General features: G+C 48.5%; 14 protein-coding genes and 2 pseudogenes. 12 read left to right on the top strand and 4 right to left on the bottom strand.

Annotated elements, in window-relative coordinates:
• The first annotated feature begins 101 nt into the window (after positions 1-101).
• Positions 102-638 (top strand): cysteine hydrolase family protein, encoded by a 537-nt coding sequence (locus tag Q4491_RS18825; protein WP_303459835.1) that lies wholly within the window; start codon positions 102-104, stop codon positions 636-638.
• A gap of 69 nt (positions 639-707) precedes the next feature.
• On the opposite strand, the gene malT is transcribed toward Q4491_RS18825, so the two are convergent.
• Positions 708-3,425: an HTH-type transcriptional regulator MalT gene (malT, locus tag Q4491_RS18820; RefSeq protein WP_303459833.1), complete on the bottom strand. Its 2,718-nt coding sequence runs from the start codon at positions 3,423-3,425 to the stop codon at positions 708-710.
• A gap of 385 nt (positions 3,426-3,810) precedes the next feature.
• On the opposite strand from malT, the gene Q4491_RS18815 reads away from it, so the two are divergent.
• The 3 genes and pseudogenes from Q4491_RS18815 to glgB form a co-directional block, all read left to right on the top strand.
• Positions 3,811-6,273 carry a glycogen/starch/alpha-glucan phosphorylase gene (locus Q4491_RS18815; protein ID WP_303459831.1) on the top strand — a complete coding sequence of 821 codons (2,463 nt, stop codon included), beginning with the start codon at positions 3,811-3,813 and terminating at the stop codon, positions 6,271-6,273.
• A gap of 103 nt (positions 6,274-6,376) precedes the next feature.
• Positions 6,377-8,560, top strand: a complete 2,184-nt coding sequence (gene malQ / locus Q4491_RS18810) for a 4-alpha-glucanotransferase (RefSeq protein ID WP_303459830.1) — start codon at positions 6,377-6,379, stop codon at positions 8,558-8,560.
• Positions 8,561-8,623: 63 nt separating this feature from the next.
• Positions 8,624-10,468 (top strand): annotated as a pseudogene (gene glgB, locus Q4491_RS18805) (1,4-alpha-glucan branching protein GlgB); the annotation flags it as partial.
• A 46-nt stretch (positions 10,469-10,514) separates the two neighbouring features.
• On the opposite strand, the gene Q4491_RS18800 reads toward glgB, so the two are convergent.
• On the bottom strand, positions 10,515-11,033 hold the full coding sequence (locus tag Q4491_RS18800; RefSeq protein WP_303459828.1) for an RNA methyltransferase: 519 nt from the start codon (positions 11,031-11,033) through the stop codon (positions 10,515-10,517).
• A gap of 612 nt (positions 11,034-11,645) precedes the next feature.
• Between Q4491_RS18800 and Q4491_RS18795 the strand changes: the two genes are divergently transcribed.
• The 3 genes from Q4491_RS18795 (at position 11,646) to Q4491_RS18780 (ending at position 13,426) form a co-directional block, all read left to right on the top strand.
• Positions 11,646-12,056 (top strand): cytidine deaminase, encoded by a 411-nt coding sequence (locus Q4491_RS18795; RefSeq protein ID WP_303459896.1) that lies wholly within the window; start codon positions 11,646-11,648, stop codon positions 12,054-12,056.
• A 148-nt stretch (positions 12,057-12,204) separates the two neighbouring features.
• On the top strand, positions 12,205-12,750 hold the full coding sequence (locus tag Q4491_RS18790) for a GNAT family N-acetyltransferase (RefSeq protein WP_303459826.1): 546 nt from the start codon (positions 12,205-12,207) through the stop codon (positions 12,748-12,750).
• A gap of 145 nt (positions 12,751-12,895) precedes the next feature.
• Complete coding sequence (locus tag Q4491_RS18780; RefSeq protein ID WP_303459824.1) at positions 12,896-13,426, top strand: GNAT family N-acetyltransferase; 531 nt, start codon at positions 12,896-12,898, stop codon at positions 13,424-13,426.
• A gap of 28 nt (positions 13,427-13,454) precedes the next feature.
• Here the strand turns inward: Q4491_RS18780 and Q4491_RS18775 are convergent.
• Positions 13,455-13,601 (bottom strand): annotated as a pseudogene (locus Q4491_RS18775) (IS110 family transposase); the annotation flags it as partial.
• Between the two features lie 260 nt (positions 13,602-13,861).
• On the opposite strand from Q4491_RS18775, the gene Q4491_RS18770 reads away from it, so the two are divergent.
• The 3 genes from Q4491_RS18770 (at position 13,862) to Q4491_RS18760 (ending at position 15,586) form a co-directional block, all read left to right on the top strand.
• A complete protein-coding gene (locus tag Q4491_RS18770) occupies positions 13,862-14,386 on the top strand; it encodes a hypothetical protein (RefSeq protein WP_303459823.1) in 525 nt (174 codons plus the stop codon).
• A gap of 92 nt (positions 14,387-14,478) precedes the next feature.
• Complete coding sequence (locus Q4491_RS18765; protein WP_303459822.1) at positions 14,479-14,877, top strand: VOC family protein; 399 nt, start codon at positions 14,479-14,481, stop codon at positions 14,875-14,877.
• 376 nt (positions 14,878-15,253) lie between these two features.
• The gene (locus Q4491_RS18760) at positions 15,254-15,586 is read left to right on the top strand and encodes a hypothetical protein (protein ID WP_303459820.1); all 333 of its coding nucleotides are present in this window, start codon (positions 15,254-15,256) and stop codon (positions 15,584-15,586) included.
• A gap of 239 nt (positions 15,587-15,825) precedes the next feature.
• On the opposite strand, the gene Q4491_RS18755 is transcribed toward Q4491_RS18760, so the two are convergent.
• Positions 15,826-16,071 (bottom strand): hypothetical protein, encoded by a 246-nt coding sequence (locus Q4491_RS18755; RefSeq protein WP_303459818.1) that lies wholly within the window; start codon positions 16,069-16,071, stop codon positions 15,826-15,828.
• A gap of 106 nt (positions 16,072-16,177) precedes the next feature.
• Here Q4491_RS18755 and Q4491_RS18750 point away from each other — a divergent pair, with 106 nt between their 5' ends.
• Together Q4491_RS18750 and Q4491_RS18745 are read left to right on the top strand one after the other, a co-directional pair.
• Entirely contained in the window at positions 16,178-16,492 is a 315-nt protein-coding gene (locus Q4491_RS18750; protein ID WP_303459816.1) for a hypothetical protein, read from the top strand.
• A gap of 139 nt (positions 16,493-16,631) precedes the next feature.
• Positions 16,632-16,961: a hypothetical protein gene (locus Q4491_RS18745; protein ID WP_303459814.1), complete on the top strand. Its 330-nt coding sequence runs from the start codon at positions 16,632-16,634 to the stop codon at positions 16,959-16,961.
• Positions 16,962-18,109: the final 1,148 nt, after the last annotated feature.

Genomic DNA, 18,109 nt, shown 5'->3' with positions numbered 1-18,109 from the left:
ACATCAGGATTGTTAATTTAAGGGTTTAACTGCATATTGTGCATTTGTTGACTGACTATCACTGACATTCTCTCCACCACACAATAATGTAAGGACACACGATGAAAACAGCCGTTCTGGTTATCGACGTACAGCGTATCTGCTTTGAACCTGAGCCTCAGCCATTTGAAGCAGATGCCGTGGTTGCACGGATTAATCAGCTCACCACATGGGCCAGAGAGAAAGCCTTGCCTGTGATTGTTGTTCAGCATGAAGAGCCAGATACCGAGATAGCCTATCAGAGCGAAGGCTGGCAGTTGCATAACGATCTGATCACCGCACAAGGCGATGTTTTTGTACGTAAAACGACGCCGGACGCCTTCCATGATACGGTACTGAAAACCACCTTGGATCGCCTTGAAATCGAACAGCTTGTCGTCTGCGGTTACGCGACGGATTTTTGTGTGGATACCACCACGCGGCGTGCGGCAGTGCTGGGTTATGAGATTGAATTAGTGTCTGATGCGCATACAACCCATGACAAGCCGTATGCTTCCGGCGAGTTGATCCGGCAGCATCATACCTTTGTGCTGTCGGCAGCCGATAGTTTTCCAACCAAGATTAAGGCGGTCACGACAGCAGATCTGCTTGAACGCTGATTGTCTGCAAAAAAGAGCCGGGGATGAGTTGTGGGGGAGGAGAGCCTCCCCCTGTTTAATACCTGAGTATCAAGATGCCTGGTAACCCATCAGGCTAAGCAGTTCCTGAGCGGTTTCAATGGCTTCGCTGCGGTTAGCGATGTTGAGCTTCTGATACAGATTACGAATGTGCGTTTTTATCGTCGTAGCGGCTACGTCCAGTTCAGAAGCAATCTGCTCGTTGCTGTAACCGGTATAAATTAACCCCAGCACCTGCCATTCCCTTTGTGTCAGCGGACTGGTTCTAATCAGCTCGGGCAAGTCAGGTAAATTGAGCAACTTTTCCACAAAAGCTTCATCAAAATGGACCAGCCGATGGCGCTCTTTACTGTTCATTTCACGCAGTAACTGACGTGCCCTGTGTTGCGACAACTCGTTTAATAGTTTTTCATCAATCAGTTCTTGCAGTAAGTCCTGAATGTCTTCGGCTGCAATCAGGAAGTTGCCGACCATGCCTGTGCTGTTGGTCAGCCGCAGTGCTTCGGCAAGGTGGGTTAACGCGGCGTTGCGATCACCGGCTTTTTTCCTGATCACGGCCTGAAGGATCAGGTTACGGTTTCTGTCGGTTATCAAATGATGCTTATCGCAACTGTCCAGCAGCATGCTGAGAATATGCTGGGCCTCGTCAATCTGCCCCAGCATCAGGTGCGCCATGGCCAGATTGCGCCATTGTTGCTGCTGGAAATGGTTGCAGGCGCCTTCCGGCTGTTCTGCCTGTGATAACCAGTGGCGGACACTCTCCAGCTCTTTGGTTTGCTGCCAGTAAAGCAGATTGGCGACATCAGTATTAGCGCGCCAGTCTATGTGGAAATCCGCGGTTTCCATGAGGTCATTACAGCGTTGCAGATACCGGGCGGCTTTGTCCTGTTCACCCCGGGTGATAGCAATTCTGGCCAGCATAGAGTAGGCCTGCAGGGATTTAGTGTCATCATAGGGGGCCAGCACATCCAGGCTTTTCAGTGCTGCTTCTTCTGCTTCATCAAGCCGGTTCCAGCACCAGAGTATTTGCGACTTCAGACGCAGCAGAAATTCATGCATGGGGACCTGCTGTAATTGCTGTTCACGGACTAACTTGAATCCTTGTTCCAACAATTCAAAGGCGGGCTGTACTGAGCCCTGCGCCAGCAGTATTTCACTTTGCTGCAATAAGGCCCAGAGCGCCTGATGATACACATGGTATTGGCGCGCCATTTTTTCAGTCTGCTGCATCATAGGAAGCGCACGGCTCAGATTGCCGAGGCAGTGATGGACTTCACCCACCACAGAGGTGGCGACGATGCGGCTGCGATAGGTGTTGGCCGGCAATTGTCCCAGAGCCTGCTCAGAGAGCAATAAGGCTTCCTCAGGTTTGCTTTGATTAATCGCAACCTGCGCACGTAGCGCATTGAATTCTCCCTGAAGGGCATCATTGAAACTGATATTATTACTTTGCATTTCAGCTTCAGATTCCGCAATCAGATCGCCCACTTCGTTATACCTGTGCTGGCTTTGAACCAGCCAGAGTCTGAGCAGGATCAGGCGCGGGCTGCTAAAGAGCATGCTGCGATCTAACGTTGCTATGCATTCTTCCAGCAGTTTGAGTTCTCCGTGGTGAAACATACTCCAGCCATGATCGCTGAGAATAGAGACCATCATCGGCTGATTGTTGCTTTTTCGCACATGGTAAAGCGCTTGCTGCGGGCTGCTTTGATTCAGCCAGGCTTTCGCCGCTTTGTTATGCAAATCCTTTCGTTGTTCAGGAATATGCGAGTGGCGTTTGTGGCGCAGAAATTCAGCAAAGAGGTGATGGAATCTGTACCAGTTATCTGCCCCTTCCAGCGGGGTGATAAAGAGTCCGTATCGGTTCAGGTACTCCAGCTTCACCAGTGCATCGCTGCGCCCGGTTAAATCAATCACCAGTTCAGCGTTAAACATATCCAGCACAGAACATTGCAGCAGGAAGGATCTCGTATCTTCATCGAGTAAATCAAAGACTTCTTCAGCCAGGTAGTCCCAAAGGTGGCTGCGATTAAAGTTGGCCAGAGACAGCGCCGATTCAATCAGATGGTTCGGCTTTTGCTGCGCATGCAGGGCAATCAGCTGCAAGGCAGAGGGCCAGCCTTCCACCTGAGCACGAAGACTGCTGAGTGCACTGGTTTCGATCTCATTGGCAACACGTTTGCTGAAAAATCGCGTGGTTTCTTCTTCATCAAAGGCCAGCCATTCATGATCGACTTCGATCAGCAGATCTCTGACCCTCAGGTTTGCTGTCCCCAATGGCGGCAGGCTGCGGCTGGTGACGACCAAAGTCAGTTCATCCGGCATGTTTTTCAGGAAGAAACGCATACCGTCATGTATGTCTTCGTTATTGATGACATGATAGTCATCCAGAACCAGATAGGTCTGGTGCGGATAATCCTGCAGTTCGGCAAATAATTCATTGAACAGGGTATTCAGGCAGGCGAATTGCCGGCGCTCCGCCATCGCCCTGGTTTTCAGACAGGCGTCTTTTGTGGCTTTATTGAGGGCCTGTAACAGGTAATTCGCGAAGCGGAAGGTATCATTATCACTGTCATCTAGGTTAATCCAGCCAGTATGCGGATGCTCATTCAGCCATTGAGAAGCCATGGTGGTTTTGCCATAGCCCGCAGGCGAACGGAAAAGCACCAGGCGGTATGAGGGGGCCTGGTGCAACAGGTCCAGCAGTCTGGGACGCATAATCGCATTGTGTAACCGTCCGGGACGGGTAAGCTTTGAAGGTATCCACATAATTCTGATTAATCTTTATTGTGATGAATGATTGTGCAGGCGCATTTATCATTACCCGAGTTACTCACTAAATCATCAGTTGTTATACCTCTCATCCCCATAAATAAGGGGTCGGTCACATTTCCATAACCTGTACAGTTATTTTTATTACTTCCCTGTACAAGCGCATTGCCAGCGATATTTGTGATAAACATCGGAACCGCAGCGGTGAAGCCCCCGAAAAGTCAGCGGCTTGTCACACTATTCTCGCGAACTGATCACTACGCCCTCGTGCTCCTCCCTCTGCCTCCACAGCATGGGATGATGTTTTTCAAGTACCGCGCAGGCAGCATTAGCCTTAACAGTTTTTCCTTTTCTACAATTACAACCCGACAGCGAGAAACGAATGATGCAAACGCAAACCAAGGTGCCTACCTTTGATAAGGCGGCTTTTCAGGCTTCGGTTGAGCAACATCTTCTGGTTACCTATGCGCAGACACCAGCGACAGCGACGTCACGCCATTGGTATCTGGCCATGAGCCGTGCACTGGCAGACATAAGCACAGGCAACCTCATTGAAACCGAGCAGCAGTTATCTGACCAATCCTGCCGCAGCGTGAATTACCTCTCACTGGAATTTTTGATTGGTCGTCTGACCGGTAACAATCTGATCAGTCTGGGCTTGTATGAGCAGGTTTCCGGCGCCATGGCTGCGCTTGGTCAGAACCTGACAGATTTGCTGGAAGAAGAGCGCGATCCTGCGCTTGGTAATGGCGGGCTGGGCCGGTTGGCGGCATGTTTTATGGACTCACTGGCCGCGCAGGAGTTTCCGGCTGTGGGTTATGGTTTGCACTATGAGTACGGGTTGTTCAGGCAATCCTTTGATCATGGCCGCCAGATGGAAGCCCCGGATGCATGGCGAGGTCAGGAAGGCTATCCCTGGGAAGTTTTGCGTCCGGAGCTGAACCAGAAAGTCGGCTTGTATGGCCATGTCGAGGTGTACACCGATGACGCTGGCGCAGAGCGTCGCCGCTGGGTGCCGGGTATGCAAGTAGACGGGATCGCCTGGGATCTGCCGATTATCGGTTATCAGAATAACAGCGTTTATCCTTTGCGCTTGTGGGAGTGCCGTGCGCCGGCACCGTTTGATCTGGCGCTGTTTAACGACGGCGATTACATCGCGGCGCAGCAGGCGGCGATTCAGGCTGGTAGTGTCACGAAAGTGCTGTACCCGAATGACAATCATGAGCAGGGTAAAACCTTGCGCCTGATGCAGCAGTATTTCCACTGCGCCTGCTCGGTGGCTGATATTCTGCGTCGTCATCTGGCCGCAGGCCATGCGATTGAAGACCTGGCCAAGCTGGAAACGATTCAGCTGAACGACACCCACCCGACAATCGCGATTCCCGAACTGATGCGTATTCTGCTGGATGAGCACTACATGAGCTGGGACGATGCCTGGTCTGTCTGTAATTCAGTCTTTGCCTACACCAACCATACCTTGCTGCCGGAAGCGCTGGAAACCTGGAGCGAATCACTGCTCGCCAATTTGTTACCGCGTCACTTAGAGATCATCTTTGAGATCAACCACAGATTCATGGATCTGGTCGAGGAAAAATGGCCGGGCAATGATGAGGTGAAGCGTAAACTGTCTGTCATTCAGGAAGGCAACCAGCGTATGGTGCGCATGGCAAACCTGTGTGTGATTGGCGGTTATGCGGTGAACGGGGTGGCAGCGCTGCACTCGGAGCTGGTCAAGCGTGACCTTTTCCCTGAGTTCGACGCACTGTATCCGGGTAAACTTCAGAACGTCACTAACGGTGTGACCCCGCGTCGCTGGCTGAAATTCTGTAACCCGGCACTGAGCGCACTGATAGATGAAAAAATCGGCACAGACTGGCCGGCTAAGCTGGAACAACTGTCGTCACTGGCTGACTTTGCCGATGATGCCGAGTTCCAGCACGCTTTCATGGCAGTGAAGAAGGCCAACAAACAGCGTCTGGCCGATTGGGTGTCCGACAACATGGGGATTACGCTTACCACAGATGCCATCTTCGATGTGCAGATTAAGCGACTTCATGAATATAAACGCCAGCACCTGAATCTGGTGCATATTTTGTCGCTCTATCACCGTCTGCTCAATGATCCTAAGTTTGATATGCAGCCGCGGGTGTTCATTTTCGCGGCCAAAGCCGCGCCGGGTTACGCGCTGGCGAAAGACATCATTTATGCCATCAACAAAGTGGCAGACAAAGTGAACAATGATCCGCGTCTTGCCGGCAAGCTGAAAGTGGTCTTCATTCCTGATTATCGTGTCAGTCTGGCGGAGATCATCATCCCGGCTGCGGATGTGTCGGAGCAAATCTCGACGGCCGGTAAAGAAGCCTCCGGCACCGGAAATATGAAACTGGCCCTGAACGGTGCGCTGACTGTCGGCACCATGGACGGCGCTAATGTCGAGATCCGTGAAGAAGTCGGCGATGACAATATCTTTATCTTCGGTTTGCTGGTGGACGAAGTCATGGAACTGGTTCAGAAAGGCTATCAGCCAACCCGTTACTACGAGTCTGACAGTCTGCTGAAAGCCTCGCTGGATCTGCTGCTGGGCGATACCTTTACACCGGGTGAGCCTGACGCACTGGCAGGCATTCGACACAACCTGCTGGAAGGGGGCGATCCGTATCTGGTGCTGGCCGATTTCGCGGATTACGTCACGGCGCAGGAACGCATTGACCACGCTTACCGGGATAAAGCCGGTTGGGCGCGAAAAGCGATACTCAATACCGCACTGGTCGGCAAGTTCAGCTCGGACCGCAGTATTCGCGATTATGTAGAGAACATTTGGCAACTAAAAGCGGTAAAACGCTGATATTTTTGCCGGGGCTGTGTAGTCCCGGCGTTATTGTAAGTAGTGACATAGGCTGAATTTGTGGGAGAGACAGTCAGCCTTAACCGTGTCACGGAGAAGAAGAATGAGAACAGAAAAGGTTGTGAAAGAGATTGCCAGACAGGCCGGGCTGGCTGACAGCTACATCAGTGCCTGGGGGGCGGAAACATCTGTAAGTACTGAGACACTGAGCCGGTTACTGAGCGCACTGGGTTACGATACCAGCAGTGATCAGGCGCTGGAATCCTCAGCGGCCAGATTACAGCCGAGAGAAGTGCTGGCCCCGGTGAAAGTCGTCCACCGCGGTGAACCTGTGCATATCGAACTGACTTTGGGACGCAGTGCCCGTATCAGCGATTTCAGCTGGCGGCTGGAAACGGAACAGGGTGAAGTCATGGAAGGCTGGCTGCAGTCGCAGTTGGTGACAGATGACCGTGAGCAGGGCGGCGGTATGACGTTTGCGCTGCCAGATCTTGCGCTGGGCTATCACAGGCTTGAGATTTTCCGTAAACGCCGTCAGTCACCCTATGAGATGACACTGATTGTCACCCCCACGGCTTGTTATAAGCAGCCGGCACTGGATAAGGGCAAGAAGCTCTGGGGCGCCAGTGTCCAGCTGTATTCAGTGCGTACCGGTCATAACTGGGGTATCGGCGATTTTGGCGATCTCAAGCATCTGGTGTCTGATATTGCCTCTCGTGGCGGCGATTTTGTCGGCCTGAACCCGATCCATTCTTTGTTTCCGGCCAATCCGGAAGGTGCCAGCCCGTACAGTCCGTCTTCCCGCCGCTGGCTGAACATTATCTACATTGATGTGTGTTCCGTCTCGGAATTTGCCCAGTGTGATGAGGCGTTGCAATTAGTGGGCAGTGACGAATTCCAGCAGCGCCTGGTGGCGGCCCGTGACAGTAACTGGGTCAATTACAGTGAAGTGGCATGCCTGAAAATGACTGTGTTGCCAATGCTGTTTCACACCTTTCAGCAGCGTCATCTGGCATCACTGACCGCCCGTGGCCGACAGTTTCTTGATTTCGTTGAAAACGGCGGTGAAAGCCTGCTGCACCAGGCCGCGTTTGATGCACTCCATGCCGAGCTGAAAAATCAGCACGATCAAACCTGGGGCTGGCCGGTTTTTCCTGAGCAGTATCGTCACTTCGATAACGCCGCGGTAAAACAGTTTATCGCTGCGCATCCAGAGCAGGTTCAGCTGTATATGTACCTCCAGTGGCTGGCAGATACCCAGCTGGCTGAAGCGCAGCAACTTGCCGAAGAGAAAGGCATGGTCATGGGGCTTTACCGGGATCTGGCCGTCGGAGTATGCGATTCCGGCGCCGAAACCTGGGCAGATCATGATGCGCTGTGCCAGGGTGTCAGCGTTGGTGCGCCGCCGGATATTCTGGGCCCGCTGGGACAGAACTGGGGATTACCACCGTTTAACCCGCAGGCTTTGCGTAAAACCGCCTATCAGCCGTTCATTGAATTGCTGTGTGCCAATATGCGCCATTGCGGTGCGCTGCGTATCGATCATGTACTGGGTCTGCTTCGCTTGTGGTGGATTCCAAAAGGCGAATCGGCCAAACAAGGTGCTTATATGTACTATCCGGTCGATGATCTGATGGCTATTCTCGCGCTGGAAAGTCACCGCCATCAATGCACCGTGATTGGTGAAGACCTGGGTACAGTGCCTGATGAAATTGTCGATAAACTGGCGAGCGCCGGTATTCACTCTTATAAGGTGTTTTTCTTCGAAACCGCTGAAGACGGTGGCTATTATTCGCCGTCGCATTATACCGCTCAGTCTATGTCGGCCCTGTGTACCCACGATATGCCGACCTTAAGAGGCTTCTGGCATTGTGACGATCTCAAGCTCGGGCGTGATCTGGGTTTGTACCCGGATGAGCAGCAACTGCAGGGATTGTTCGACAGCCGTGCCGAGAGCAAACAGCGCATTCTGGACAGCGTCAACTGGCATGGCTTCCTGCCGCACAATGTCGGCCGTGATGCTCAGTATGTGCCTATGGACCGTACTCTGGCCGAAGCGCTGCAGTTGCATCTTGCCGCGGGTTCCAGCGCATTGCTCAGCCTGCAGCTGGAAGACTGGCTGGAAATGGATAAGCCGGTCAATATTCCGGGCACGGTAGATGAGTATCCGAACTGGCGCCGCAAGCTGTCGGTGAATCTTGAAGACTTGTTTAACCGTCAGGACATCATGGATCTGACTAAGCGGTTGACGGATATACGCCGCCAGGCTGCCGAGAAGCAGGAGTAAATCGTGAGCGCCGGACATGTAAAGATCAAAGACTGGTTGCCGGATCTGGCTGAACAGGCTCACCCCTCAAGCCAGTATCACCATATGGGTGCGCAACTGTTAACGCTTGAAACCGGCGGCTCACCGATCTCCGGCGTACGTTTTCTGGTGTATGCGCCTAATGCCTCGGCGGTGAGCGTGGTGGGCGATTTTAATCACTGGGACAGTCGCAGCCACCCTTTATCCGCGCTGGAGCAAGGATACTGGGGCTGTTTTGTCGACGGTCTGGCAGCCGGTGAACGCTATAAATTTGAGCTGCGCGATCATGCGGGCAACAGCCTGCCTCACAAGGCCGATCCCTGGGGCTATCAGGCCGAGCAGTATCCGTCATTTGCATCCAGAGTCTATGATCACAGCCGTTATCATTGGCGGGACTCATCGTGGCAGCAGCGTCAGGTGACAGCTAAGCATGAGCAACCGCTTTCTATTTATGAACTGCATCTGGGCTCGTGGCGGCGGCAGGCATCCGGTGAGAGCCTGAGCTACCGGCAGTTGGCGGCAGAGCTGATCCCGTACCTGACGGATATGGGATACACCCATGTTGAGCTGATGCCAGTGGCGGAACATCCTTTTTACGGCTCCTGGGGCTATCAGCCGGTGGGGCTGTTTGCCCCGACCAGTCGCTATGGCTCGCCGGATGATTTCAAGTATTTCGTCGACCAGTGCCATCAGGCCGGGTTAGGCGTGATTCTTGACTGGGTGCCGGCACATTTCCCTGCCGATGATCACGGCCTGGCCTTTTTTGACGGCACCGCCTTGTTCCATGATCCGGATCCGCGTCGCGGCTGGCATCAGGACTGGCAGAGCTATATCTACGACTATGGCCGAGAGCACGTGCGCCGTTTTCTGGTCGCCAATGCCCTGTACTGGTTTGAGCATTTTCATATCGACGGCCTGCGGGTCGATGCTGTCGCATCTATGTTGTATCTGGATTACTCCCGACAACCAGGGGAGTGGATACCCAATGCCGAAGGCGGCAATATCAACCATGACGCGGTCAGTTTATTGCGCTGGATGAATGAAGAAGTGTACCGCCTGTATCCCAATGCCATGACGATTGCGGAAGAGTCGACCAGTTTTCCCGGTGTCTCACGGCCAACCTATGAAGGCGGGCTGGGGTTTGGGTTCAAATGGAATATGGGCTGGATGCACGACAGCCTGAGCTATATCCGCAAGGATCCGATTCACCGACAGTACCATCACGATACGCTGACTTTTCCTTTGGTATACGCCTTTAGCGAGAACTACGTGCTCTCGCTGTCGCACGATGAAGTCGTCTATGGCAAAGGTTCGCTGCGGAATAAAATGCCGGGCGATGAATGGCAGCAAACGGCCAATCTGCGTGCCTACATGGCGTATATGTATGGCCAGCCCGGTAAAAAGCTGAACTTTATGGGAGCCGAGATCGCCCAGAGTGCGGAGTGGAATCACGATGGGGTGCTGGAGTGGCATTACCTGCAGTATGACCGCCATACCGGCGTACAGCGTTTAGTGCGGGCGTTAAATGCCCTGTATCAGTCAACCCCGGCTTTGTATGAACTGGATTGTGATACTTCCGGCTTTGCCTGGTGTGTGCAGAATGATGCGTCCCGCAGTGTGATCGCACATGAGCGTTTCGCCCGCAATGGCGACAAGGTGCTGGTGGTCAGTAACTTCACCCCTGTAGCCCGGCAACACTATCTCATACCTGTCCCTCAGGCGGGTCAGTATCGGTTAGTGCTCAATAGTGATGACAGTCATTACTGGGGCAGCGGGATGCCGGTAGAACAAACGGTGAACACCGTCTGGGACGAGGCATCGGGTAGTGAAGTGCTGATGATTGATTTGCCGCCATTGTCGACCTTGTTCTGGCAATGTATGCCGGATTAGACGGTGCGATGAAACAGAAAGGGCCATGGGATGGCCCTTTTTTACGTCAAGCGCAGCCTTTGACGGCCAGCTTGTTTTTGTTGTCACGGTTCGAGACGATTTGCTGATGATCATCAATCGTCCCCAGTGTTTTGGCTAATCTGTCATACAAGACCACATTGACAGTCGCAGCCAGATTCATGCAGCCATTGGTGGGCACATACACAACATGATGGGCTTTATCGACAACCTCTTGTGGCAGTGAGCTGTCCTCTGGGCCAAACACATACACAGCGTTTTCAGGATGGGTAAAGCGAGGCAGTGCCGTCGCGCCAACCACTAATTCAACACAGACAATTTCTACGTCGTCCGCTAACCCGGCGGTGAGATCGTCCATCTCGACCAAATCAATGCGCTCATGGCTGTTGTGGGTATCGGTGTGGAATTTTGCTGCGCGGTTATAGCGGTTACCGTTATAGCGCACCTGTGTTGCGTCATAGCAGCCTGCGGCACGCATCACCGCGCCAACATTCGTCGGGCTTTTGGGGTTGTACAGTCCAATAATGACCGTTGACTGTGTTGTCATTGTGTTTGATCTACTTTTGTATTGCTTAAAGGGTTGAGTGTGGGGGATTATCGCCCTAATGCAGCAGAAGTGCTATTGCGGGGTAACATTTTTTGGGATTCGGTGAGTATGTCGCGCTTGAGTCCGGTGCATTTCTTGGCATGGTGCGATGCGCGCCAGGTACTCTTTGTTGGGGCAAAGAGTACCCAGAAAGCCCCTTTTTGTTCTTTGGTGTGGTCCGGGGCGGTTGTAGGCGCTCCCGGCGCCGACAACCTAAAAATTCGTCCTGAATTTTTCCCTGGGGGAATGGGTTTCTTGGATTTTTTGGGGGGCTGTGCAGTGCGTTTTCTGCCAGACATTCAGCATTCACCTTGTCATTGCCGCGCAGGCGGCAATCCATAAGCGAGTGCGATTTCTGTGGAATTGAGGGTATGCCAGAGGTTTCTTTGTACTGATTAAGTGATTGATGTCTCTTAATCATAAGCCCATACGCGCTGATTTTTGTGGTAAGTCATGAAATACTAAGAAAGCAAAGAATATAAATTGGGTGGCATAAGGCGTTTGAGTAAGATATACGACATGGTGTCGTTGAATAAAATGTTATAACGCAATTCAAAATATGGAATTGGTGAAATTGACAAAATAGAAAAAGAACTTTATGACGCAGCGGTGAAATTAATCGAGTCTCGTTATCCGACGGGGTGGGGCGGTGCAGCAGCTGTGAGAACCCAATCAGGAAAAGTTTTGACTAGTGTTGCCCCAGACGTGAAAAATGATGCCTTATCACTTTGCATGGAAGTGGGGGCTTATTTGGAAGCTCATAAATTAAATGAAGCGGTAACTCATTCGTTGTGTCTATGTCGTGAAGATGAAAAGAGTCAGCTATTGGTTTTATCGCCTTGTGGTGTTTGCCAAGAGCGTTTAGTGTATTGGGGTGGTGACGTAAAAGCTGCAATAACAACAGCGAGTAATCAGTTAGTGTTTAAAACTATTCGAGAGCTCATGCCACACCATTGGTCACTAGTGAATGGAACCGCGCTATAACAAACGTCTCAAGAGGGACTGTCAACGCGTGGCGTTTCCAGTTCCATTGAGCAGCGATGGTTTCGGTTGTTGTGTTTGAGTTTGGTGGTAATGCGTTGCCAGCCCTTAGGCGGACGTTATGCGTAATTAATGGAGTGCAGAGTAATAGATGGAAGTAGTAGAAGCGAAAAAATCGGATTTAAATTCATTCTTTGTTTATCTTGAAAATCAGCTGTCTGAAAATGGTGATGGAGAAATTCCTCTTTTCCAGCCCATGTCCAGAAAGCAAAAAGAAATACCAGAATCAACAAAAGAAAAATTTATCCAAGGGTTTTCTCATCAGTTTGGAGATTTTGGTTGGAGAAAACTTTGGGTTGTAAAAGATCCTTCCGGAAGTATAAAAGGTCATATTGATCTTCGTCACCACGGTGATGAAAGCCGCTCTCATAGAGTTTTACTTGGTATGGGCGTAGATTCTACTTGTCGGAAGCAAGGCCTTGGTCAAAGACTCATTGATACAGTTATAAACTACTGCCAAGAAAAAAAAGAAATTGAATGGCTTGATCTTTGTGTATTGTCAGAAAATACACCAGCAAAGAACCTCTATCTTAAAGTAGGGTTTAGCATTATCGGTGAGTTCAAAGATCAATATAGAATTGATGGCCTATCAGTCTCAGAGACAGCAATGACAAAGCATATCAAAAATTACGCATAATCAAATTTTAAAGAGGGATTCGCAACGCGTGGCATTTTCACTATGCGTTGGTTTAAATAATTAAGGTGGCATGCGGCAGCTTGGGTATTGCGTTGCTAAACCCTTAATAGAGCGTTATAAGCACGTGCAATCAACAGGAGTCCAGATGGAAAGTGAAAGGCTAGAATTGGTTCCATCATCATTGAAATATGCTGATGCAATGTATCAAGTGATAGATGAATCTAGGCTTGAACTTTCTCAATTTTTGCCTTGGGTTTCAGATGAGTTCACCAAGAGTAGTCTTAAGCAAAATATCAAAGAAGCAGCGCATAACTTTGCTAACTTTACTGATGAGTTCTGGTTCAATATCATCGAAAAAGAAACTGGACTGTTTGTCGGTGCCATCGGTTTTATTGTCAGAGACAAAAGTGTGCCTTACTTTGAAATTGGCTATTGGCTGAAAACATCAAAAACTGGTTTGGGTTATGTGAGTGAAGCTATTGAGTTGGTAGAGCAATATGCCTTTATCAATAAGTCGGCTCAACGAGTCGAAATAAAAATGGCTGGTTCAAACCTCAGGAGTCAGTCAGTAGCCAATCGTTGTGGCTACAAGCTTGAAGCTCATTTAGCCAACGCAAGACGCTTACCATCTGGTGAGTTAGATAGTACTGTTGTTTACGTAAAACTGTGCTTATAACAAACGATTTTGGCGTCAATCGTTAAAATCATGCTGATTTTTCATTCCATAATACGTCATCGCGTAACATAGAATTGAGGATGGTAACCATCTTCCTGACACAGGCGATAATCGTCACTTTTTCGGGTTTTCCTTCAGCCAGAAGTCGTTGATAGGTTCCTCTAAAAGCAGGGTTACAGTAGGCTTCCATCCCGATTATTGCTGGCGGGATATTGGCAAATATCGAGAGAACTTTTGAGCGTGATATTGTTTTGTGGATCAAGATCTTGCCTTGATGATCTTCACCGTGGATACTGAAGCTATTTTTAGCTAAATCAATGCTATAAATAGAATGTGACATGGTGGCCTCCGGTAATTTCGTAGTCAGACTTACCTAGTGTGGCAGAGCTTGATGAGAGGGAGTCCATGTCATTCGTTAGGGCTCAAAGGTATATAATGGATATTTCCCAGTTTTTTGAATATGTAGGAAAAGCGGTGAGCTTGAGTGCAGCTCTCTTTGGGCTGTATTGTGTAGTCCTCAAATGGCGAAAGAGAGAAGAACATTTTCCCCGCATTAATTTCGGTATAGATGCCGAGGTTATAGACACTGTTGACGGTATGGTCATTCTCAATGTTGTGGCATCTCTCGAGAATAAGGGCGTTGTACCTCTTAAAATCAAAGAGTTCATTTGCGAACTTCGTGGTATTTCTCATGAAGACAAAATTGAGTTGGGTGGGGGAAGCATAAGACACCAATTAAATTTTAAGAACGATCTGGGAAGCGGAGCTTTTTTCCCATTAAATTGGGACTTCTCATTTGTTTATCCTTCTGTGACTACTCAGTACACATACATTACGATTATTCCTGCAGACACTAAATATCTGTTAGTTAAAGGGCGTTTTCATTACATGTCAAAAAATGAAAGTCATCATGCAGGGAAGGTTATAAACGTGTCTCGCTTGACGAAAGCAGAGCCCTAACAAATAAGGATACGTGTCGCGCAGCCGACACTTCTAACCGGGTGTTGAACAAGCCCGGACAGCCTTATTAAAATAAAGGATTGGAGAAGATAATGATCCCTAAATCAGCAAAACTTAGAGTCGCTCGCCCAACGGATAATCTGGCAAAAATTACGGAAATGTACGTCAATGGTTTGGGGTTCAAACTATTGGGTTCTTTCGAAGATCATAATGGCTTTGATGGCTCAATCATTGGTCACGAGCTTCATCATTATCATCTAGAGTTTACTCATCATAAAGGTACGGAAGTAGGGCAGGCTCCCACGCAAGATAACCTACTTGTATTCTATCTTCCTGAGCAGGATATTTGGGCTCAATGTTGCGAACAAATGGAGAAAGCGGGATTTGTCGTCGTACCTTCTTATAACGATTACTGGGATGTTGTAGGGAAAACGTTTGAGGATATTGATGGTTATCGGGTTGTTCTTCAAAACAGAGAGTGGTCATCTTAAGCTCGCAGATAGCAAACGCCTCAAGAGAGACTGTCAACGCGTGGCGTTTCCAGTCCAAATGACCTGAAGTGGTTAGGGCTGTTGCGATGAAGTTTGATGGTAGTGTGCTGCCAGCGCCTATAGTCGCGTGATGTGCCAGCTCAATCAGTGCATATAGTGAACGATAAAGTAGACAAATCTTGAGTGGGTAACATGTGGCAAGGCATTTAAGTGTATTAGTCTTGTAAGGAAGCACAATGACAATGGCACACAAATCTGTGGGTTAGAAAATTGTGAGTGGGCACATAACAAACAAAGGCAGCATCGCCCCTGGGGGCTGGATCTCGTTACGTTTGGCCGCTGTTGGTGTTGTTAGCGTCTTGAGGAGAAACTTCAGATGTCATCTGTATCTGAAAATGATTGGAAAGTGCTTAGTGGTCTCAAGGCGAACCTGCTCAATTCGGTATGCGAGACGATCTTTCAACGTATTGAGCAAGTATCATCTAACCGAGAAGGTCGGGAACATGAGAGTTATTTAGAGCTTTGGAAGTTAATTAGCAAAGAAGATGACGCCATCGCTGAGATGTTTAATGATCTCAAACGAAGTAATGCATTGTTGAAGATTGCAGCTTTAAAGCATTATGGCGTGTTAACTGATGAACAATTGACGCTATTTTCACCAGAAACACAAGATGAAGTAGCACGTCTTTGCGAGTACAGACGCGAATAAACTAATTTTATCGCCAGCAAAAAGGTCAACCCGCAGCGAGGTTTTCCGCGCTAAATTTGAGCGTTTGCAGGTTTTCGGGTATTGGTCACGTTGTTCTTCTGGGCTTCGCTTAAAAATTTTACAGGTTCTGGTGGGCTCGCAGTATTGCAACAGACTGGTTCAGTGTTTGATAAAAAAGCAGCTTGCTGCAGTTCAGGCTTGTCAGTCCGGCAAGCCGCGTAAGTCCGGTACATCTGCATTCAGTCTGTTAACTGGTTTTCATGCAGTGTCTCTGGCATTTGACCGAATTTCACCAGATCCCGTGTCCAGTAATGAGAAGCACCGCAGGCTTCCATCCGGATCATTGCGGGTGGCATATTGGTAAATGTCGAGAGAACCTTTGAGCGTGATATTGTTTTTTGAATCAACATCTTGCCTTGGTGATCTTCACCGTGGATACTGAAGCTATGTTTGGCTAAATCAATGCCATAGACAAATTGTGACATGGTGGCCTCCGGTAGCTACAGGATAAGACTTACCAAGTGTGGCAAAACCTGATGAGGGTGGAGTCCATGTCATGCGCTATGTTCTAATCAAGTGAGGAAATTTCATATGAAAATATTTGTGACAGTGTTTCTACTTTTTGTATCTGCTGGTGCGATAGCTTCAGGAAAGGAAGCCAGTGGAAATGTTCAGCTCTTTGCGGTTGATGGAGAAATCATCCTTCAGCTAAGCGGCAGTAATTCTAGTTGTGGGAGTCGGTATTATTTTAAACCAGACACTGATTACAACAGAGCTTTGTTATCTATGTTGTTATCAGCACAGATGTCCAATAAGCAAGTATGGGTGAATGGCTCTGGTAATTGTATTGAAACTTATCCAAAGAACAACGCATATAAACTAGAGAACATGACAATCTACAATTAATAACACAAAAAATGAATAATCCATTAGCTTCTGAAGATGAAAATGCTCCTAAGATAACTGATTATTGAATAGGTATACCCGTAATTTTTTCGGCATTTACGTGGTCGGTAGCTTGGGCGCTATGCGTCAGGAGGTAAATTTGTCAGAAAAAGTGCTTTTTGCAGATTTCGTAAACACAGATTTGGTTGAGTTCAAATATAACATCGATCCTTGGGACTCACTGAATAGTTCGATTGAAATGGTTTCTCATGACAGGACAGGTCGTTTTCGAAGGTTCAAGTTTAAGAATGTATCAAACCTAATCATAGAAAACGGCTTTACTGGTTATTTAGGAGGTATGGTTATTGTAGACATTAGTTGTCGTCAATGGTCCCATGCCAAAATTGAGGTTCAAAACTTTGAGTCAGGTTCGGGAATTTGCTTTTTAGCGATGAGTTTAGAAATATCGAGTGCTGCAGAGTTCAGATAATCAAGGTGAGCCGTTACTCTAGGTGGTTTTGATGTGAAGTACAGTGTGCTTTTTTAGTTTAGTGACGGGCTAAATCAATGCCATAGACAAATTATGATGAGATGGCCTCCAGTGATATTGTGTTCAGACTTTCCAAGTGTAGTATTGATACTGGTCCTGGAGTCATCATTACCGGAGCAATAGGTAGAGTCCTTTTTGGTGTGGCTGGAGATTTTGGCGCAGACAGGATAGCAGATTTTATTTATGAAAATTAAATTTATTGAAAGATTTTTAATAAGAAGAAACAGCAGATCCCTGTTGTTCCGTTAACATTGGACTTTCATCAGTCTTATCCGAAAGTCACCTTGTCTAACGCGTTCAATAAACAGGCTTATAACCTTTTATTCCTGATTAAGAATGAATGCCTGACTCAGTTGAAGAGCATTTTACAAAGCCAGTACCCAGAGGTCAGTGTTGAGGTCTATAGAAAGACACAGGAGATAAAAGGGTCAGACTCTTCAATATTTCAATTAAATTTACTGGATGATTTCGTAGGGTGTGTAGTCCATCTGATCACGAACGATCACTCAATTGTTAACGCAATTTTAGATGCCCATTTATCCCCACCAGAACCAATGATTTCATTCCCTGACATAAACCCGGATGAGTATGGGAGTTTACAGGGAGATATAGATTTTTGGTTTACTTGGCTCTGGACACCTTACTGGGAGTCTTTGACACAAGATGAAAGGGCAGAGCTAAAGCTAACTTCTTCATGGCGGGAGTTTATAGAATTTCGGACAGAAGACGTTTAGTTCCATGCCAGCAAGATATTGCAATATCTCAATTATCAACAAATCACATCGACAGTCATGTCCGTGCCTGTGAATTCCAAGATAAGATGGAGGTATGGTTCCATTAACGATGATAAAACCTCATTCTCTGAATGGAAAAGTTTACGAGTTGAAAAATAATCTATACAAACATTCAAAACTTCAAAATACTTATTTAATCTGATGTCAATGATTTGGCACAGCAGTTATAAATCGTGTCTGTCCAATAGCGAACCAGAACCCCAAATGTCTAAAAAACCCCGATTTCAGATAATAAGTGCGACATTCATGGGAAGGTGTAGAAGAGGAAGCCAACTGCTAAAAGTGGTACGCTCT

Origin of the sequence: Photobacterium sp. 2_MG-2023, from assembly GCF_030547675.1 — a bacterium.
Taxonomy (GTDB): Bacteria; Pseudomonadota; Gammaproteobacteria; order Enterobacterales; family Vibrionaceae; genus Photobacterium; species Photobacterium arenosum.
The sequence above is the reverse complement of the archived record's forward strand: the minus strand, read 5'-3'. Positions and strand labels throughout refer to the sequence as shown.